Source organism: Stenotrophomonas sp. SORGH_AS_0282, assembly GCF_030818125.1.
In the GTDB taxonomy this organism is placed as follows: Bacteria; Pseudomonadota; Gammaproteobacteria; order Xanthomonadales; family Xanthomonadaceae; genus Stenotrophomonas; species Stenotrophomonas rhizophila_A.
This window is the reverse complement of the sequence record NZ_JAUTAB010000001.1, coordinates 504069-523810: the sequence shown is the minus strand read 5'-3', so window position 1 is coordinate 523810 and position 19742 is coordinate 504069. Positions and strand designations below refer to the sequence as shown.

General features: G+C 60.6%; 19 protein-coding genes. 4 read left to right on the top strand and 15 right to left on the bottom strand.

The annotated features are described in order from the left end of the window. Positions 1-368 precede the first annotated feature (368 nt). From QE395_RS02235 to QE395_RS02200, 8 genes are all read right to left on the bottom strand, one after another. Positions 369-824, bottom strand: a complete 456-nt coding sequence (locus QE395_RS02235; RefSeq protein ID WP_068852063.1) for a BLUF domain-containing protein — start codon at positions 822-824, stop codon at positions 369-371. 311 nt (positions 825-1135) lie between these two features. Further along, positions 1136-1513: an antibiotic biosynthesis monooxygenase family protein gene (locus QE395_RS02230; protein ID WP_306987439.1), complete on the bottom strand. Its 378-nt coding sequence runs from the start codon at positions 1511-1513 to the stop codon at positions 1136-1138. A gap of 49 nt (positions 1514-1562) precedes the next feature. After that, complete coding sequence (locus QE395_RS02225) at positions 1563-2351, bottom strand: carboxymuconolactone decarboxylase family protein (RefSeq protein ID WP_306987438.1); 789 nt, start codon at positions 2349-2351, stop codon at positions 1563-1565. Next, entirely contained in the window at positions 2329-2820 is a 492-nt protein-coding gene (locus QE395_RS02220) for a cupin domain-containing protein (protein ID WP_306987437.1), read from the bottom strand. Before QE395_RS02220 ends, QE395_RS02225 begins: the two co-directional genes overlap by 23 nt. A 1-nt stretch (position 2821) precedes the next feature. Further along, a complete protein-coding gene (locus tag QE395_RS02215; RefSeq protein ID WP_306987436.1) occupies positions 2822-3262 on the bottom strand; it encodes a cupin domain-containing protein in 441 nt (146 codons plus the stop codon). Positions 3263-3304: 42 nt separating this feature from the next. Next, the gene (locus QE395_RS02210; RefSeq protein WP_306987435.1) at positions 3305-3652 is read right to left on the bottom strand and encodes a cyclophilin-like fold protein; all 348 of its coding nucleotides are present in this window, start codon (positions 3650-3652) and stop codon (positions 3305-3307) included. Between the two features lie 137 nt (positions 3653-3789). Then, a complete protein-coding gene (locus QE395_RS02205; RefSeq protein ID WP_306987434.1) occupies positions 3790-4998 on the bottom strand; it encodes an MFS transporter in 1209 nt (402 codons plus the stop codon). Continuing rightward, on the bottom strand, positions 4995-6053 hold the full coding sequence (locus QE395_RS02200; RefSeq protein WP_306987433.1) for an alpha/beta hydrolase: 1059 nt from the start codon (positions 6051-6053) through the stop codon (positions 4995-4997). The genes QE395_RS02205 and QE395_RS02200 overlap by 4 nt, the downstream gene beginning before the upstream one ends. Before the next feature lie 112 nt (positions 6054-6165). Between QE395_RS02200 and QE395_RS02195 the strand changes: the two genes are divergently transcribed. After that, a complete protein-coding gene (locus tag QE395_RS02195; protein WP_306987432.1) occupies positions 6166-7059 on the top strand; it encodes a LysR family transcriptional regulator in 894 nt (297 codons plus the stop codon). A gap of 139 nt (positions 7060-7198) precedes the next feature. Here QE395_RS02195 and QE395_RS02190 read toward each other — a convergent pair whose 3' ends face one another. Both QE395_RS02190 and QE395_RS02185 read right to left on the bottom strand, forming a co-directional pair. Beyond that, complete coding sequence (locus tag QE395_RS02190) at positions 7199-7597, bottom strand: hypothetical protein (RefSeq protein WP_306987431.1); 399 nt, start codon at positions 7595-7597, stop codon at positions 7199-7201. Positions 7598-8114: 517 nt separating this feature from the next. Then, on the bottom strand, positions 8115-8900 hold the full coding sequence (locus tag QE395_RS02185; protein WP_306987430.1) for a hypothetical protein: 786 nt from the start codon (positions 8898-8900) through the stop codon (positions 8115-8117). Positions 8901-9280: 380 nt separating this feature from the next. On the opposite strand from QE395_RS02185, the gene QE395_RS02180 reads away from it, so the two are divergent. Beyond that, positions 9281-11194 carry an AAA family ATPase gene (locus QE395_RS02180; RefSeq protein WP_306987429.1) on the top strand — a complete coding sequence of 638 codons (1914 nt, stop codon included), beginning with the start codon at positions 9281-9283 and terminating at the stop codon, positions 11192-11194. Positions 11195-11584: 390 nt separating this feature from the next. Here QE395_RS02180 and QE395_RS02175 read toward each other — a convergent pair whose 3' ends face one another. The 5 genes from QE395_RS02175 to QE395_RS02155 form a co-directional block, all read right to left on the bottom strand. Then, positions 11585-12214, bottom strand: a complete 630-nt coding sequence (locus tag QE395_RS02175; protein WP_306987428.1) for a hypothetical protein — start codon at positions 12212-12214, stop codon at positions 11585-11587. A gap of 359 nt (positions 12215-12573) precedes the next feature. Next, entirely contained in the window at positions 12574-13737 is a 1164-nt protein-coding gene (locus tag QE395_RS02170) for an alpha/beta hydrolase (RefSeq protein ID WP_306987427.1), read from the bottom strand. 383 nt (positions 13738-14120) lie between these two features. Beyond that, complete coding sequence (locus QE395_RS02165) at positions 14121-15683, bottom strand: phospholipase D family protein (RefSeq protein WP_306987426.1); 1563 nt, start codon at positions 15681-15683, stop codon at positions 14121-14123. After that, a complete protein-coding gene (locus QE395_RS02160) occupies positions 15680-16732 on the bottom strand; it encodes a DUF2955 domain-containing protein (protein WP_081797128.1) in 1053 nt (350 codons plus the stop codon). Before QE395_RS02160 ends, QE395_RS02165 begins: the two co-directional genes overlap by 4 nt. After that, positions 16722-17783 carry an HlyD family secretion protein gene (locus QE395_RS02155; RefSeq protein WP_306987425.1) on the bottom strand — a complete coding sequence of 354 codons (1062 nt, stop codon included), beginning with the start codon at positions 17781-17783 and terminating at the stop codon, positions 16722-16724. Before QE395_RS02155 ends, QE395_RS02160 begins: the two co-directional genes overlap by 11 nt. Before the next feature lie 283 nt (positions 17784-18066). Between QE395_RS02155 and QE395_RS02150 the strand changes: the two genes are divergently transcribed. Next, complete coding sequence (locus tag QE395_RS02150; protein ID WP_185753445.1) at positions 18067-18714, top strand: TetR/AcrR family transcriptional regulator C-terminal domain-containing protein; 648 nt, start codon at positions 18067-18069, stop codon at positions 18712-18714. Next, entirely contained in the window at positions 18695-19669 is a 975-nt protein-coding gene (locus QE395_RS02145) for a TetR/AcrR family transcriptional regulator C-terminal domain-containing protein (protein WP_185753444.1), read from the top strand. Before QE395_RS02150 ends, QE395_RS02145 begins: the two co-directional genes overlap by 20 nt. Positions 19670-19742: the final 73 nt, after the last annotated feature.

Sequence of the window (19742 nt, the reverse complement as noted above, 5' to 3'; positions counted from 1 at the left end):
TCAGTTTCGGGTCGTTCTGGGTCGCTCTGGGCCTCCTGGCTCGGGCTGTTGAAGGCAGCCGTCCCGGCGCTTGCGAGCGGCGCACATGAGGTTATGGTCGGGGGGCCTATCCGACATTGCTGTGCCAGCGGATACTTGGACCCGATTTTTCGCTGCCCTTGCGGATGAGATGCTGCGATCGTTCATCCGCGTTGAAACCAAGGGGTGCACGACAAGTGGGTGCATGCCGCGCTCATCCAAGCGATGGGTGCACAGGTCGACAAACCACCCTCTTCCGTTATTGCGCTGGGAGAGCCCGACCATTTGTGCCCCGTCGCAGCACAAGCTCTCATGCATCCCCTAAGACGGTGGGGCTGCGGAGCGCCATCTCAAACAGGATCGCCGAAATCAGGTATCTCAATCCCCAGAAAGGGGTCAATCAGTTGGGTGAGGCGCTCTATGCCGGCGCGTACTTGGAACACATCAACTTCCTTCCGATGGGCCAAGCCCCGCCAATCGCTGACGATGGCAAGCCTGATATCTTCGGGCTCAACCAGGAGCCAACGCAGGGGCCAGGATGGGAACCGCCTCTGCCTCCCCGTGCTGCGTCCCAGCTCCACCATTCTGGTATGGCTTCGGGCGTTAGTGATTCGCCTGTAGTTTTGCTTTACCGCCGTTTCGGGACCCTCAAGGTACTGCAGGAACCGGTTTCCGTCGGTCAGCAGGACTCCCGTGACGTCCATGATCAGGTTATGCACCATGGCATCCCGGGCGAGGTGATCCACCTTGTCAAGAGTGAGGTCGGGTACGACTTGGCTCCAATAGGCAATGGCATGTAGAGGCATCCTGCTCCCCGTTAGCTGTCCGAGGTCCAAACAATACCACTGCGCGCAACAACCACCTTACAGCCGGCACTTCGCTGAGCCCTGCTAGTGGCAAACACACGCACTGATGCGCTCGTAGGATGAAATGCATAGCCGCGGATCCAACGCAGCGACCTGCCACGCCCACCGTCCGCTTTCGGCCAGTAGCGGACTCCGGTCACTTTCAATGAATCGGTCAATGGAGGGCTGTCGGGCCGGTGTACTGACGGCGGAATGCCGTGAATGAAAGATAGCCCTTGGCGTATCACACGTCCGCGCAGCAAGGTTCACTGCTACTTAATCTTCAGCTCCGGCAGAAGAGGATCAACATCAACCAGCTCGAGGGACTTGACCATGTGCAGCGTCCCGTTCTTGTACTTGAGGAAATGCGGACTCTTCACGTGCTGTTCGTATGCCTGCCGACTCGCATATATTTCAAGAATCGTCAGTCTGGTCGGATCGTCCTTGTCGAAGACGGCGTACAACGACAGCACGCCTGGCTCAATCTCCATTGAGGCGCGAACCTCTTCAGCCAGGGCGTCTCGATAAGCAGGGAGATGCTCCGCGTTTACGGTGATCATTGACAGCCGTGTCATCTGCACCTCCTCAGCTCCAACACTGAAGGAGCACGCAGCCATGCCGATCAAGATTCCGATGAGTATCCTTTTCAATCAACCCTCCAATGTGCGCGTGCCGCTCGGCGCAGAGTTTTCCCGAAGATCAATCCTGCTGAGCGTTGAGCTGGCGTTGAATACCAACGCGGACACGTTCGGCAGCCTCCACGCTGGAGTGGGCTTCGAGAACATCGGCCAGCCTGGACAACTGCTCAGGGCGTACGCCTATGTTCATGCTGATTCGTATGTGAGAATGCAACTGGGGTTCCACCCCGGACATGGCAGCCAGCATGCTGACCGTGGCCAGCTCGCGGCTCTGCCAATCAAGGTTGTCGCGCTCGAAGATGTCGCCAAAGAGATGCGTACGCAGATACTCATTTGCCTGCGGTGCGAAATCGAACAATGGCCCTGAGACCGGACCACCAGCCAGCCTGGTCTGGTTCGCGGTGCCTGCAGCGAGCAACGCGTCGCCCTTGGGAATCGGCTTGCCGGGCTCGCGCCCGGCTTCATCCTGGATGCCCCTCTGCCTGCGTGCCTCCGCCACCTTCATCAGTTCGCTCAATGCGTCCAGGCTCCGCGGAAAGCCCGCATAGGCGTAAACCTGCACGAGGATCTCTCGTGCTTCGGCCAGACTCAGTCCCGCGTCCAAGCCTTGATTCAGCGCGCCCCGAAGGCTCTCCATGTTGCCGGCCGCTGCTGAGGCGCTGATCGGAATAATGGCTTGCTGGCGGGTGTCCAGTTCGGTGGTAGAACCCCCGTTTGATTTGACGTTCATAGCTGCTCCTTCGTAGGCGAAAGCCATCTGTCCCGGACCGGAGGCAAACATCGCCGCACCCATCAGACAGGCGAGACGACTGGACCGCCGTTTCCAATCAATCGCCTTGGTACTGGGCATCGGTCACCTTCTCCAACCAGTTTACGTTCTGACCATCGCGCACGCCGGTTACGGCGAGGTGGGTCATCGCCATACCGGGGGCAGCTCCATGCCAGTGCTTCACCCCCGGCGGGCACCACACTACATCGCCGGAACGAACGACCTGAATGGGCTTACCCCACTCCTGCACGCGCCCGACGCCAGAGGTGACCACCAACCGCTGGCCCGCAGGGTGGGTGTGCCACGCCGATCGTGCACCCGGCTCAAACGTCACCAGCCCGCCGGAGGCGGTGATGCCCGGGTCCGCGGGCCAGAGCGGGTCGATGCGCACTCTGCCGGTGAAGTACTCCGTAGGACCATTCATCGAAGCCTGATTCTCGGCTGTGGTGATTTGCTGTTCGGGCGCCGCAGCTTGAGCATTATGGGGAAGGCCAAGCAGCGCCCAGACAGAGAGGGCCAAGAGCCCGCGAACCGCAGATCGAACCAACATGTCAGCCGCCTCCGTCGGAGCGGGCCGGTGCGTCAGCAGCGGGAGGTCCGGCTAGGTACTGCTCTTCGGTCACATGCTCCAGCCAGTCAACGTTCCTGCCATCCAATGCCTCCTGGACTGCGATGTGTGTCATGGCGGTGGTGGGCGATGCACCGTGCCAGTGTTTGTGACCCGGCGGGCACCAGATCACGTCCCCCCCGCGGATCTCTACGATCGGGCCGCCTTCGCACTGTGTCCAACCGAAGCCGGCAGTAACGATAAGCGTCTGCCCTAACGGATGGGTGTGCCACGCAGTGCGCGCGCCCGGCTCGAAGGTGACTGCCGCGCAGGATACCCTCGATGGCGCAGGGGCGGCATTGAGCGGATCGACGCGGACCGTGCCCGTAAACCAGTCCGTCGATCCTTTGATGGACGCTTGGGTGCCAAGGCGTTTGATTTCCATGTAGCTCACCTCTTTGTGGTGTGTTGGGTATGCAAACAACGGCTAGTCGGACTCAATCCGAACCGCGAGCGGCCCTTCCGTGCGAAGGACCTGTAGTCCTCCTTCGATTCGACCCAGTCGGATCAGACCCTTCGAGTACGCAAAGGGCCTGTGAAAAATCGCCAGATTTCCCCACGGCGCATAAAAGGCGATGTCGCCCGCCGCCGGCGTAACTCCCTCCGGCTCACCCGCCACGCTGAGACGGCGGGGAAGCTGCGCGATTTTCTCGGTCGCGGCGTAGTCCTCAAGCTGCAGCGTCAGTGGCAACTGGGCGATGAACTCGCGGGCCGGGATACTGTCTTCCATGGTGGCCGACAGCATCTGATCGTTGATGATCAGTCGAATCTTCATTGAATGAATCTCCGGGTTTGACTCTACCTTTCTGGCTGCAATGGCGTGATGAATGGGCTCGGCAGAACATGCCGCTACTGCCCCGAATGCCAGCAGGAGGCAAAGCAGCGTTCCTGTGATCGATGTAACGCACCTCATCAGCCCCGGGCCTCCACAGCGACCACCGGCCCCGACGTGGTCGTCCGGTAGGACGCCGTGGCATAAGCGAGCAGCGCGGCGCACAGCAACAGGCCAGCACTGGCCAGGAACGTACTGGCAAAGCCGAGACTGTCCAACAGCAGTCCGCCCACGGTCGAACCGAGTGCGATGGAGCACTGCACCACCGCCACCATCAGCCCGCCGCCGGCCTCTGCGTTGTCAGTGAAAGTGCGGGCCAGCCAGCTCCACCAGCCCACCGGCGCGGCCGTTGCCAGCAGGCCCCATGCCGAGAGCAGTGCGGCGGTCGGCCAAAGTTCGGGCCCCAGTGGAACCAAGGCCACAGCAATGAGCGCCATCAAGGCTGGAATGGTCACCAGCGTTCGGTAAAGCCCACCCCTGATGAACACGCCAATGACGAGCGTGCCCACGAAGCCGCTTACGCCGATAGCCAGCAGCACCAGCGGTACAGCAGACGTTCCCGCACTGGTCACACGCTCCAGGAACGGCCGCACGTAGGTAAACAGGGCAAATTGCCCCATGAAGAAGGCACCGCAGGCAAGCATGCCAAGTACCACAACACGCCGCCGGAACAGCGCGACCAGCCCGCCTTGTGAACGCCCCCTCTCCGCGGGCATGGAGGGCAGACAAACCCACTGCCAGGCGAGGGCTATGGCAGCTACCGGCAAAAGGCAGAGGAAAGCACCGCGCCAGCCGATCATGCCGCCTAGATAGCTGCCCAATGGCGCCGCAACTACCGTTGCAAGCGCGTTGCCGCTGTTGAATATCGCCAAGGCGCGCGGGACTTTTGGGGCGGGCACCAGCCGCATGGCCGTTGCGGCAGACAGTGACCAGAACCCACCGATCACCACGCCAATCAGTGCACGCCCCGTCATGTAGACGAGATAGTTCGGAGACAGGGCCACCACCACACCCGACACCGCCATCAACGCGGTGAGGATCAGCAGCAACGTTCGTCGGTTCATGTTGCCCGCCAACCGGGAGATCGAAAGGCTGGTCAGCACCGCAAAGGCTCCCGAGATGGCAATGCCGTACCCGGCAAGCCCTTCGGTCACGCCCAGGTCTGCCGCCAAGGGAGTAAGCAGGCTCACCGGCATGAATTCGGAGGCGATCAACGCGAAGACGCACAGCGTCATCGCGAGCACGCCCCCCCAGTTGGCGCGATCTGCGTTCACGTGGGTGCGGCTCATTTCCCGGCCAGACCGTGCTGGAAGAACGTCGTCAGTTTTTCGAAGGGAATCAGGTTGGTACGGTCATACAGGTCCACGTGCCCCGCACCCTTCACCCAGTAGAGCTCCTTCGGCTGGCCCGCCCTTTGGTATGCGTCTTCGCTGAACTCGCGGGAATGCGCGGCGTCGCCAGAAATGAACAGCATCGGCCGGGGCGAGATGGTCTCGATGTCATTGAAGGGATAGAAGTTCATGAATTTGACCAGGCTGCTGAAGAGCGGCTGGGTCGTCAGCTCGGCCGTCTCGCCCTTTGGCGTATGGGCGCCGCGCGGGGTGCGGTAGAAGTCGAAGAACTCGCGTTGGATGGCAGGTGTATCGGCATCGAGTTTGTTCACCGTGCCAGGCACGTACACGGCTGCCCCGCCCTTGAACTCGGCCAAGCGCTGGTCGGTGGCGGACTGGATTACCGTCTTGCGCTGTTCCAGCGACTGCCCGTTGTTCAGCCCTTGCCGTGCCGCCGCCCCCATGTCGTACATGCTCACCGTGGCAATGGCCTTGATGCGCGGGTCGATCTTGGCGGCGCTGATCACAAAGCTGCCGCTGCCGCAGATACCCAGGCCACCGATCCGATCCGGGTCCACAAAGGACTGCGTGCTGAGGAAGTCCACGGCCGCACTGATGTCATCAGAATAGATTTCCGGCGCGACCAGGTGCCGCGGGGCACCGGCGCTCTCTCCCCAGAAGGAAAGATCGATTGTCAGCGTAACGAAGCCCTGCTCGGCCAGCTTCTGCGCGTAGAGCTGCGAGCTCTGCTCCTTCACCGCGCCCATTGGATGGCCAACCACCACGGCGGGGGCGCCGCTGCCGCGAGGCAGGCCCTGAGGGCGGTACAGCGTGCCCACCACTTCCATCTGGTACTGGTTGTGGAAGCTGACGCGCTCACCAGTGACCGTGGGGCTGCGGTAGAAGTTGTCTGCCCCGGCGGGACGTGCTGCCCCAGGCGTATCGGCAGCCATGGCGGGAAGCGGAAGTACGTAGCTGGCAAGCAGCGCCAGCAGCAACGTGGTCGGTTTCATGCGAGTGCGGCCTCGTTTGGGGGGACTGAGGTCGCCACGATAGGCTCCGCCCGCTACCGCGATAAGCCGGCTGAAAGTTGAAGCATTGTTGAGTTGAGCTCACAATTGGTCCATGAGCGCCGTGAAGACCAATGATCTGCAAGCCTTTCTGGTGGTGGCCCAGGAGCAGAGCTTCACCAAGGCCGCCGTTCGCCTTGGGGTAACGCCCTCTGCGCTGAGCCATTCGATGCGGTTGCTGGAAGAGCGCCTGGGCATTCGCCTGCTGGCCCGCACCACCCGCAACGTCTCTCCCACTGAGGCGGGCGAGCGCCTTATGCGCTCCATCGCGCCGCACTTCGAGGCTATCGGTGCCAGCGTGGAAGCGCTGGGAGACCTGCGCGACCGGCCGGCGGGAACGCTGCGGATCTCCTGCACGGATGATTCGATGGAGACCATCATCCGGCCACGGCTTGCCGGGTTCCTGGCCGAGTACCCGGACATCACGCTTGAGTTCTACGTGGATTACGGCTTTACCAACGTGGTGGAGCAGCGCTTCGACGCCGGCATCCGGCTCGGAGAAGCGCTGAGCAAGGACATGATCGCTGTCAGGGTCGGACCGGATTGGCGCTTGGTGGTGGTTGGATCTCCCGGCTACTTCCAGAAGCATCCCAAGCCCAGGAAGCCCGCCGACATCACCCGACACCGCTGCGTGCACATCCGGCATCGCCCAAACGGCGCCATTTATGCCTGGGAGTTCGAAGAGAAGGGCAAGGAATTCACCGTACGCGGCGACGGACCGTTGGTCTTCAACAGCATGACCCACGTAATCAATGCCGCACTGGACGGCCTGGGCTTGGCCTATGCGCCGGAGCCGATGGTAGCCGAGCACATTGCGCAGGGCAGGCTGGTGGCTGTGCTGGACAGGTGGTGCGTGCCCTTCCCCGGCTACCATCTTTACTACCCGAACCGCCGGCAGCCCTCGCCCGCATTCACGGCACTGGTAGCTTGGCTGAAGCTGGATGTTTGATGTGCAGGACGATGCGGGGTGCGACCCTAGTTCCCCGCATGTGTCTTACTTCGGCTGGAAATGGACACCCGCCCTACCCACGATGCATCCCTAATGCCACGCCCTCCAAGGTCCGCTTTCGGCCAGAAGCGGACGTTGCTCAAAGATCCGCAGCGTCTTCGAACAGCGCCCATTCTTTCATATCCTCAATCACCCTCGCCTTGACGAACTCGAACACGTCTTCGTAGGCGTCGCAAACGATGTTCCATGTCCTAGGCGATGGCTGGCTGCTGTCGGCAAAAACAGGATGGAAGTACACGACCCGATCTGTGATGCGGCCATCAACTATTAGTAGCCCCGCGAAGTCGTCGCAATCCTGTCGACTGGCGAAAACAAAGACTTCTCCGCCGCTTACGTCCTCGCGCTGGAATGCGCGGGAAGCGAATGCAAAATCAGAAGCGTCGGACAAAAAGTGCCATGGCGTGAACCGGGCCAGTCCCTGACTGAGAAACCAACGAAGGGCATTTGGCCACGCCGGATCGATCTTGCTTGGCTCCATGAGTCTACGAGTCCATAAGTGCGCTTTGGGTCGGAAGCGGACGTTACCACGGGACCAGCGACCCCGTCCCAAGCGGGGCGTCCGCTTTCGGCCAGAAGCGGACGTCTCGGGCTAGGCCGCCACCGTATCGGCCGTACTGGTGCCGTGCCAAGGCACGCACCGGCGGGGGCGGTGTCGCTCTCTGGCTCATCCTTTACTGTCCGGGTGCGAGTGCGCTGGCCACCAAACCGGCGCCCCGCACGCTGGCCGGCCGACTCGGCTGCCGAGGGCCATGCTGGATTGGAGCTTGGCGCACTTGGTCGACGTGCACGAGGTTATACCTTCGATGGCCGGCGTAAGCTGCGGGGTGTTCCACCTGCGGGGAAGAGGCATCAGTCTGACCAAATGGCTAGGCAGCCTGCCAGAAGCCAAAGCCCCCGTGGGGTTGAACTCAGTCACAACGACATGGTATAAACGGGTTGTAGACGGCGCCCAATGACTACGCTGCTTAGCAGCCGTAGTCGGCGGGCGCCATTTTTTATTCCGGGTTTGCGTATGTATTGACTGCGCCTGTTCCTTGCAGGTACTCGCGGAATACCAAGTATTTAATCCTTCGCTTCGATTCTTTAGTCAGCTTATTCGGATACGAAGAGCGCTTGTGAGTGGAGTGATGATCGGGATCTAGGGTGTCCACCAGTGAGTGCAGGACAACCCCATAGATAAGCAATTTCTGCCGTGTCGATCTATCGCTTGTTCTCGCAAGGAGATCGGTCAAAGGTTGACACCAACTTTCTGCAGATCTGCTGCCAGCTAGTTTCTCGCCAAACTCAACGACCCCGATCGTGCGCAAGCCGCCACCAGCCAGTAGGTCTGTTGTGATCTCACCAATGGCCTTCTGATGCGTTCTGTTCACCAATCGGATACGCTGTGACTCGAAACATGTGATGAATTTACTCAGTTTTCTCCCGCGCGCATCCCCGGATATTGAGACCCCCAAGCTTTCTGCCCTCAAGATTTCGACCCGACCCCAGAAGCTCGCATATAAATACGCGAGCCCAACAAGGTCGGTGTCAGTCTCGTTACCAGATTGCCCTGCAAGCGGCACGAAGTCTCTTTCTGCCAAAGAAACCGTCTTGCCGACAATCGCATCAGCGGCTTTCAATAGCGGGTCGAGGTGAGCATCAACTATGTCTTTTGCAGCTTTACGTTGCTTCCAGTGCGCCCTTATTGGCGCGATGAAAAACTGCTCAATGAGTGTAGATGCCAACCCTCCGGACACGGCAGCGATGAATAGCGTAAGCCATATCGATTTTTCTTCTTCCACGCAGATGTCATCCTCTTTTTTTTATGCCTAACAACCTGGTGGCCGGACCCGCGGAGCCCGCCATATCCTTCACCCACAGCGTATCGGATACAGGGGCGTTTCGTTGACGCAGTAAGAGCTTAGGGCGACAAGCTTCGGACCACAAGCCGATGCATGGCCGGTTCGACTGACCGTCTGATGGTTGACCTAATGCTTGGTAAGAGGCGGCTCAACTTCTCCTTAGGTAAAAAGCGCCCCCAGCCCCCAATGGATCTTGCTGATCTGCTGCCCACTGATGGCCGCTGTCGACCAGCAACGATCCCAGAAGGCGGGGATTTGCAGGTCAGCCCCTCGCGTGGGACGATAGCATCCAGAGTGGTACTCAGAGCCCAGGGGGCGCAATGAGAATTAAGTCTGTTCGAATCAAGAATTTCAGATCTTTTGAAGATCAACTCATCACACTTGATTCCTATACCTGCCTTTTAGGCCCCAATGGCGCGGGCAAATCCACCCTTCTTAGTGCCTTGAATGTCTTCTTCTGCGAGGACTCCAATGCGACCCCCGTCGACTCTCTAGCCGCAGAAGATTTTCACCAGAGGCGAATTGGCGAGCCCGTCGAGATAACAGTCACGTTTCATGAACTGTCTCCCCGCGCTCAAGAAGCCTTGAAAGACTACTACCGTAACGGTGAGCTTGTAGTTTCTGCTATCGCTAGATTTGAAGATGAGAAAGGCAGGGCTGTCGTCGAGCAGGCGGGCAGTCGCATGGCGATTGCAGACTTTGCCAGATTCTTTGAGGCATGGAAGTCCGGCGCGCCCGCGGGGGATCTCACGCAGATCTTCGATGAACTTAAAGAAGCGTATCCAGGGATACCTGCCCCCGCAGGTAGATCAAAGGATGCGCGACGGGATGCCCTCCGCGCCTATGAAGGTGATCCGGCGAACGCGCACCTGCTAACGCCCTTGCGCAGCACGGATCAGTTTTACGGTATTGCCGGGCCATCCAAGCTCAGGCCCTTCATCCAATGGGTCTATGTCCCAGCGGTGAAGGACGCCACCGACGAACAGTCAGAGAGCCGTGCCGGGGCTTTAGGTAAACTCTTGGCTCGCACAGTCCATGCTCGGGTGAATTTCAAAACCGACCTAGCTGCTATAGAGCATGCCGCTCAGCAACAGTACCAAGCGCTTATGGACGCCAATCAGGGCGTCTTGGACGAGGTGGCAACTGCATTGTCTGGCCGATTGAGCCAGTGGTCGCACCCCGAGGTTACGCTCCAGATAAACTGGAACAGCATCCCAATCAACATCAAGACGCCAACGGCCAAGGTATTGGCAGGCGAACAAGGTTTTGAAGGCGACTTGGCGCGGTTTGGGCACGGTTTTCAGCGATCCTATCTCCTTGCATTGCTTCAGGAGTTGGCCACCATGCCGGGAGATGATGCCCCGACTTTGATCCTGGGCGTGGAAGAACCGGAGCTGTATCAACATCCTCCACAGGCGAGATACCTTTCACAGGTACTTCAGCAATTGGCCACGAGCGGCTCTCAGGTGGTCTGCACGACTCATAGTCCGTACTTCGTTGACGGCTCGAATTTTGAAATGGTCCGCCTGTTCCGAAAAGCTCCACAGACACGTGCGACAGTTACTTTTGCACTGAATCGCCAGCGATTTTCCGACCGCTTCGCCGAGGTGGATGAAGCAGCGCCTCTGCAGCTCTCAGCTGTAGAGACACAGCTCAATCAGGCCTTGAGGGGCGGCATCAACGAAATGTTCTTCGCAACGAAGTTGGTTTTGGTTGAAGGCCCGGAGGATGCCGCTTACTTAATGACTTGGATGGTCTTGACAGGGCGATTAAACACGTTTCGAAGTCAAGGGGTTCATATAGTCCCAACCGAAGGAAAGAGCAACCTAGCAAGGCCGCTCATCGTTGCTCAAGAGTTGAAAATTCCAGTCTTCGTCATCTTTGATGGCGACCGTGAGAAAGCGGCTCATGCAGCCCAGACAACGGATAATCGCCGCTTGTTGCGCATACTGGGCTTGGACCAAGCCCCGCTCTTCCCCGACGATCCAAGCTGGGGACTCAATCATGCCCAGTGGCCAGATGAGCTTTCAAGGATCGTCGATGCTGAGCTAAGCAACTCGATCGGACAGGCGGCTTTTGGACAGGTAATGAATGAATCTCGCCAGCATTGTGGGTTTGCTGCTGACGTGAATAAGCATACGATGTTTGTGGAGAAGAAGCTTGCCGCCTCGCATGCCCGAGGGGGCGCCTGCCCCACACTTGACCGGCTTTGCGACGCAATCTTGGCCCTTTGACCAGGTCTTCCGAAAGGAAATGTGCATGTCGCGCTGATGTACGGTTCTGCTCGAATTCAGCGCTTCCCAGCCCCTATAAGTTTTCCAAATCCTAGTATTGGACAGATGCCTTCTGTGCGCGCCGCTGCGACCGCGACCGCTTCCGGCCAGAAACGGACGCCCACCAATGCTCTGCTACGCGAGGGCGAAACTCCATCCGTTGCCACCGGTCGCCAGTGCCGACTGATCAGAGTGGAGAACTCGCCACGAACTTATCCGCGTTTGTCCACACTTTTGCGGGGCCGCAAGTGGTGTGCATCCCGCTCAAGAGGCGTGGCGGGGGTACGAGTAATCACGGCAGGCGGAGCTTGGTCAGCGCTGATCTGCACCCTGATGCGAGCGTGCAGACGCTCAACTATTGCCTAGTGGGCAGTGAGCTAGAATAGTGCTGCCGTCCGTGGTGATTGACCATTTCAAGCTTGCTCCTCCACCTGCGTACACCGCGTCAACCTCCCATGCGAGGAAGCCGGCGGCTTGAAGTGCGAAACGGCGGCTTTCAGTGACATCCTCTATGCTTCCCCTCTCGGCGAGATCCCTCAGGTCGCCGAGGAATACGCTGAGCACCATGTCTGAAAGGCGATCGAAGTCTGAGGCCGGAATCTTGCGCCTTCCAACGGCGACGAACAGATCGGCCAGCATCTTTGGTTTGTGTAGTGGGTCCGCACGGTCGAGCTTGTCCAGCAGCAGCTCGCCTAACCGCTCTCGCTTTGCTTCTGTTCCAGCGAGTTCGTCGACGACACGAGCGCGTTCGCTGGCCGATAGGCTTTCAACGCCGACCAGGAACCGGGCTACCTTTGCGGCGTACAAACGATCACTTATCGCCGCCGCTCCCTGACGTACGGCAAGCACAACGGAGACTACGGGCACCTTACCCAGGACGTTCTCGTCTAGCGCCGCTTCCCATACTGCCGAGGCCACATCCGTTGTAAGGCTGGCGGTGGGGCCGGTGAGGGCGCCTATCAGGTCGGCAGGGATCTTCATACGGCTAATGCCTGGGAGTGAGTTCGGATGAGTTTTACCACGCCATCTCGGTGAGTCTGTCCCTCAGCTCATACTCGGGGCAGTTCGTATCCACAAAACTTTCGACTATCCAAGAGAAGCCTCGCCTGAAGAAGATCACTCTCATCCGAGGCTCATGTTTCCGGCCAAGGCCAAGGGTGGACCTCCGCCCCATCCTCGATAAATCGTCCTAATCCGCAAGAGCGCGCAAGGTCCGCTTTCGGCCAGAAGCAGACATCACCCCACTTCTATCTTTTCTGCATGGTCTGATCGACCGTTTCAGGTCGGGCAATATCCGACTACGCTGATGTTGTCGGACGCGGACCCTGGGGCCTCTGGAGTTACTCACGAAGGATCCGCACGACCTCGGCAATGACCTCCGGGCTGTCGTACAGGTGATGGCTGCCCCCCACTACCAGCGACGACTCGGCGCCGGGGATGATTGCACTGTCCAGCGGCACCATACCGTCGGTCTGCTTTCCGAGGCCCGCCTTTACGCCGGCAATGGTGTGATACTGGACATTCTTGGGCGGCAGGAGCAATTCCGTCGCCATCCGCACGGGATGGTCCGCCTGCAATGTGGCGACGCTGTTGATCCAACCTTGCAATAGCGCACGACGCATCGTGGGCTGTATCGCTCCAGGGTTTGCACGTGCGATCCGGCGCAATGCCAATACTTCAGGGGCGCGTCGGGGAATCAGTAAACTGCTTAGGTGGTCCAGCTCAATGGCCGTACTGACACCACGGTGTGGTGCAGCAAGGAAGACTGCGCGCGCGATGCCGGGATGGGCGGCGAATCGGAAGACGCTTGTAGCCTTGTCTAGATCGCTGGGGCTGGCCATGAGCGCCACGGGCGGCACCGCGAAGGCGGCGTTCCACAGACCTTCCCCGCTGTCGACACACAGCAACCGTGCAATCACGCCTCCCAAGCTGTGCCCGACCAGCACCATCTGCGTTCGGGCCGGCGCAGTTTCGCCCGGATCGAGCACGTTCCATGCTTCCTGCAGATACTCATGAATGCGCGAACGCGCTGCTAACAGGGGAAGGTCGGTTTCATAGACCACCTGCCATACCTGATAGCGGGCGCGCAGGTCATCTGAGCCCCACACCGCATTGGTGAGATGCGCCCAGATAAGCGGAATACTACCCAGGCCGTGGATCATTAAAAGTGGGCGCTTGGCAGGATCATAGTCATCAAGCAAGAACACGCCCACTCTATCGCGTATCTGGCGGCCGCCCAGTAGCCCCCACACACCTTTGCGCGCCAAGTTGGAAACCTGCATAGCCCAAGCATAGGCAGCAGAAGTATCTCGAGCCAGCGTCAATGTGCAGCCGCCCACGGAAACATTGGGGGTTCGTTGCGGGTCGGCCAGGACCAACCGCAGGGGCCCATGCGGATCGCGCAGGTCGGGTTCGATCCATGAGGTGAGATTGCGAAAGGCGCCAGAATGCGGCTGCAGCATCGCCTGGGGCGAGGTTCCCCCGTACGAGGACAGCGTGGCCAACGGAACCCCGAAACCTGGGTATCCGTACCGTTGGCCGCCAAACGCGGCCATCGACAGGTCACTGGCCAGCCTGAGTCTAACCGGTGCCTGCACGACTTGCGGAACCCGGCGAAACTCCAGCAGCAGGCGCGTACCACCGACGTCGACCGGCCCTGCGGCCCACCCACCGGAGTGTTCCTTAAGCAGCTGCAGAAGAACCCTTTCCGTGCACCGCGTCAGCAGGGCTGCGGCTGCATCTGTACGGCCCTCCGTGCACGCGTTAAGCGTACGGTAGGCCGCCGTGGCGCAGCGTAACCAGGATTGCAGCGAGCTATGGTGCGCCGCTCCGGCGCGTGCGGCCCAAGCAAGCCATGAGTCAAGGCCTTCGATCGACTGCATCGCAGTCATAGTTGCGACTCGATCGGCAACCAGCCGGCCACCCGCGCCAGCGCACGGCGCCATGGTCCGGCATCAGGCTCCTGTTCCAGCATGACGGCCGGTTGTCGTGTTCCGTCGCGCCAACGTAACTCGCCATTCCGGCTGCACGACAGCTGGTAGCTAAGGTCGGGCGTGGCCAAGCGAAGGAATTCGGTGCGAAGCGCACGACCCATGTCGGGGTCATCGAACAGTACCCCCATCTCCGTATTCAGGTTCTTCGACCGGGGGTCGATGTTGAAGGACCCAACGAAACCACGGGTCCCGTCCAAGACAAAAGCCTTTGTGTGCAGGCTGGCTCGCTTGCCGAAGTACGCCGGTGCCGCCTGCGCATGCGCCTGAGCCTCGCCACGCAGCTCGTAAAGGTGAACGCCGAGTTGCAGGAGACGTTTACGGTAGACTGCATAGCCGCTGTGCACTGCAGAGACATCGTTCGCCGCAAGTGAGTTGGTAACTACGCTGACTTGCGCGCCACGGCTACCCACGGCGGCGAGAAGCGTGGTGCCGTCCTCGCCAGGCACAAAGTAGGGCGAGATCACCATCACTTCGCTGCCAGCGCCGGAGATCATCGGCGCAAGCCGCGCCACCAGCCACTGGGCGTGGTTGTCGCCCGACAGCTTCAGCGGCGGGTCGGCGACGACTTGGATGCTGGGGCTCCAATGAGGCTGCAGGGCTCTGTCATGGAGCGCACTCATCAGATGGGAATCTGCCACGCGCGCGAGATAGCGCATTGCGCCCGCACTTCCGGCATCGCGATACACCCCTTCGAGCAGCGTACGCACGGCCTCCGGTCCACGACTGCCGAGCGTACCGACCGGAATCGCTGCGGAGCTGTTCCAGTAGTCGTCGAAGATCAAGCTCGCCTGCGATACCGCCGGTCCTAGCAGTAGCAGGTCAAGGTCCCGGAAGTTCATCTCGGAATCCGCACTAAAGTACTGCTCGCCGATGTTGCGACCACCGATGATCGCCACGCGACCGTCCGCGATCCATGCCTTGTTGTGCATTCGATGAGTCATCGTCATCGCGCGGCGCACCAGTTCCAGAGCACGCCAACCACTTTTTCGATTGCGAAGCGGGTTATACAGTCGGAGCTCTATGTTCGGGTGTGCGTCCATGGCGAGCAGGTATGGGTCCAGCCCGGAGGCATTCATGTCATCGAGCAGAATCCGCACGCGGACACCGCGCTGCGCTGCATCGTATGCCTTGCGCGCCAGCAGCCGGCCCGCCATGTCGTCGCGCCAGATGAAATACTGCAGATCGAGGCTGCGGCCGGCGTTCAGCGCGGTTATCGCGCGCGCAGCAAAGGCATCCAGTCCGTCGGCCAGAAAGATTGCGCCAGTCTCACCTGGATGGGCCGCAAGCAAGGGCGCCAGATCGCGGTCGATAGCTGTGTCGGCAGACTGCACTGGAAGCGCGTAGCCGGGCATGCCGGTCGCTGCCGGTGCGACCTCGTCAATGAGCAGAAGACCGCCGAGCATCACAGCCAGTGCTGCCGCCAAAACCACGGAAGTCCAGATCAACATGCGCTTCATCGACGGCCGCGCTCTTCGGCGGTCCCAGCGCGGAAGAGTGCGGACAGCCAAGTGTCCACCACAAACATGAAAAGTAGCGTGGTGCCCAGCGCCACCGCTACCGACGAGAACCGATACAGCGACGTTCCAATAATGTCTCCGTCGGGAGTAAGTTGGCCGGCCAATACAGCAAGCGCAGTCGCCGCGGCCAAGCCAACGGCCGGTCCGGCGCGTTCACGCGCATGCATAAGTCCGAAGTAGAGTAGGCCGGGAACGTACAGGCTCAACAGCAGCAGGAGGTTTCCAGGGTGCGCGTGCAGCAGCAGCTCCGATGCAAGGGCACAGGCAGAGCCGGCAAGCGTGCCTAGGGCGCGCTGCCACGACGCCCTGCGCCCTGCGCTGAGCGTCATGGGGAACAGTACGAGTACCGTCGCAGCTTGGGCAGACAGCGAATCGGGAAGGTCGAGCAGCTGAAACGCGATGTACGACGCAGTCGCGCAGAGTGCTCCCAGCGCGATCCGCTGCGGCCGCTCGGCAGGTGCCGGCGTCGGGGGGGCAGGTGCTGCCCTACGCTCGGGAAAAGCGGCGTGGACAAGCAGCGAAGCAATGATCGCGACGAACGTGGCCAACAACTGCGCCGTCTTAAGCATGTCGCCGTCGATCTGTGGGTAGCTTGCCAGGTGGACGAGAATCGAGGTGGAAACAAGCGACAGCGCGCCCACGAGAAACCAGGTTCCTTTGGCCATCAGCGTGAAACACCCTGCTGCAAAGAGCCCGAAGATCAGACTGGCTAGGTAGGGCGAGACGTTCCCTAGTATGGCTAGCATGCCTGACATCATGATCGCTACCGGGCTGGAGACGCCGAACTGGGCAAAGATGCGAAGGTTGCAGACGGGTACCAATCCCAACAGCAGGATTGGGTAAACCGCGAAGAACGCGGCATAGGGCCAGTCCATTACCTTGGCTAGAAAGAGGCAGGCCGCGCTGGCCGCCGTCATCCGGCAGGCTTGGCGCCATCCGGCCACATCGACGGCACCGGCTGCAGCAGGTGGCATCGCGTCAGTAGACATAGTGCAGGTAGCTGACGAACTGAATCTGGGCGTGGCCAAGCCATAGCCTCACGCCTCCAGTCCCGGTATGAAGCTGGACGGTTGCACGGGCGCCCGACATCAGCTGGACAGGGGGAGATTGGAGCAACCTGAGGTTGACACGGACCCGCTCAGCATCACGCAGCCAGCGATCACTATGGTCAGGACTGGCAAGGCGGCCATCTGCAACGATGTGGCCGTCGGCGATGCCTGGCTCCAGCGACGTAACCTCGGACTTGAATACCAAGCCCGGTAATGCGTCAAACGCAACCTCCGCCAAAGTGCCTGCGGCAACCCCTCGCAGGGACTTTTCACGGAAATCCGCATGGAGCTGTGGGGAGGTGCTGACCAATGCCAACCTGGGCACACCGGCCTGCGCGTAGGTGCCAGCCTCCAGTTGGAGGTTGCTGACGACACCCGGTTCGAGCGCGGTCACTTTTGAGCGGGTCAGGTCGATACGACTGTTGGCCAAGGCGTTGTGGGCAAGCCGCAACCGCAGGCTCTGCTCCCCGGCGCTACCGCGACGAACCTTTGCGGCCTGCAGGGCGGCCCGTGCGGCCTCCAGCTCGGCGCTTGCGGTCACGCTTTGGGCTTCGGCCTTGTCTAAGGCCGCGCGTGAGACAAAGCCCTCCTTGGACAGAAGCCGGAAGCGGCCGTGCTCACGTTCGGCGTCCTGGTACTGCGCCTGGGCCCGATTGACCTGCGAGGCCGCGCTTGCGATTGCGGCATCCAGTTCCGCATTGCTCTGGACGGCCTGCTCAAGCTGTAGCTCCGCATTCTGAACGGCATTGCGGTATACGAGCGGATCAATCTCGAAGAGCAGATCACCCCGCTGCACACGCTGGTTATTCGCGACCGCGACCCTGACCACCCGACCATTAACTTCGGGAGAAACCTGGGTGACGCGATAGATCAGGCGTGCGTCTGCCGATATAGGCATGTGGATGTCAGCGATCAAGAAGTAGGCAAAGGCGGCCACGGCGGTTGCCAGGCATGTGGACATCCACAAACGGAAACGCTTCTCGGGGTTCATCATGACATCGACTCGGCGCTGAAAGGCCGTCCTTGTAAGGTGCGTAGGCACATGTGCGTAGTCTCGCGCCACCGGCCTTCGTGGATAAGGCCACTAGAGGGACGCGCCCTGTTGAGCGGCACGCAACAATCCACACCTCCAGGCACAGTTGTGATTCCTACGATGAAACAACGTACTGAGGAATAAGCACCTAGTGGATGCGCCGGCGGATATATAGCATTCGTCGTATAGGAAGCCACGGTGATGACCCACGTGGCCCGTGCCATTCAACAGGAACTCAACCATGTACAAGCCATCTCCATCGCCGGCGGTAGCTATCTCGGGCTACCAGAAAGCTATTCTGGAACGGCTGACAGAAGCGCTGCAGACAGGTGACGCATCACTCAGCGACCCCGGCAGCGTCGCCGAAGCGGTCGGGATCTCACGAAAAGAGATATCTGCTGCTTTTGGATGCGAGGGCGGGATGGTGCTTGCCCTTGCCGGGCATTACGCATCTTTCCTCGTTGCACCGCTGCGCGCTTGTGCGACAGCGGCTGACATGAAGGTTGTGCTGCGAGAATTCGCAAGTCGCTTTGTCGCGGCTAACACGGGAGGGGCATTGGCGCAGCTTTATCGCCTGGGTCTCGGCGAGAGCGCGCGCAGCCGCGAATCGGGAAATCTGTTCTTCCAGGCAGGACCAGCGGCGGTCAACGAGGCGCTTGGACGCTTCCTTCGGTTGGCGCAAGATGCAGGTGTGGTGGAGCCGACGGATGAGCGGGAGATGGCCAGCCACCTGCTTGCACTGCTGCGCGGCGGGTGGCACGTGGCTGACATGCTGGGCTGGCCCTGCCCGGAGCGAAGCGACGATGACCGGGTCGACATTCGCAGGATTGTCGATCTGTTCTGTGCAGGAGTCTGTCAGGAGGCGCCGCATGCATATGCTGCCGCCTAGGCCGCAGCGCCGCAGTGCATTGGCAACGCGGGGCGGCCAATACTCCGCGCCGGCGTTGGGAATCAACGTAGACCAGGACGGTGCCCCGATTTCTTCCCCTGCAGTGGAGTGGTTCGTGTGCTTCGTGCCTGGGTTGCGCAAGCAATGGTGGCATAGCTTTGCGCATGCAAGGTACAAGCATGTATATGCAATGCGCCCGCTCGGGGGCGGTGAATGGTTGATCGTTGAGCCATGGTGGACGCGGATGATGATCCGGGTCCTCACCCTCGATCAGGCGATGAGGTACCTGCGCTGGGGTGCGGCCGGCGCCATCATGTGCGCTACCGAGCACGTTCCCGGGAATGCAAGCCAGATGCGTGGCTGGGCCAATTGCAGCGTACTGGTCGCCTTCCTGCTCGGGCGGGGCTACCGGACCTGGACACCGAATGGCCTTCGGGTTCGTCTGGCCGCGGAGCCCGGAACTTCGCGGGTGGAGTTGCCCGAGTTCCTGGCGGGATACACCCGCCAGCTCGCCCAGGAGGAGATGCGCGCGGCCTTAACCGGCATGCATAGGATGCAGGGCGAATCGCTCGAAGAATCCCTGAAGCGTGCAGGCAGGGATCTAATGGGCTACCTAGTGCATCCTTCCATGATCAGTCTGTGCAGGGCGTTCATCGTGGAGGCGCCACACTTCCCTGCGGCCGCGCATGTGTTCTGGCGGCAGGGTCCAGGGCGCGTCACGGCGGCGTTTGCGGGGATTTTCTTAGGCGCAATCAATGCAGGGGGGCTGGCCGATGGCTCTGCAAGCCAGGCAGCGCGTTCATTTGTTTCGATGCTTTGCGGCGACCTGTACCTCGAGGCATTGTTCGGGGATTCTTCGGCAGTCTCTCCTGAGCGGATTGCTACGCACGTAGATTCGGTCGTTAGGGTATTCATGAATGGGTGGGGCCCTGGGGCCATGGATCTGCCTGGGTAGGCAGGCCGATCGATCAGCTGCAGCATCGACAGCACACCCAAAGGCCAACCTCCCTACGGGTGTACTCTTGCCA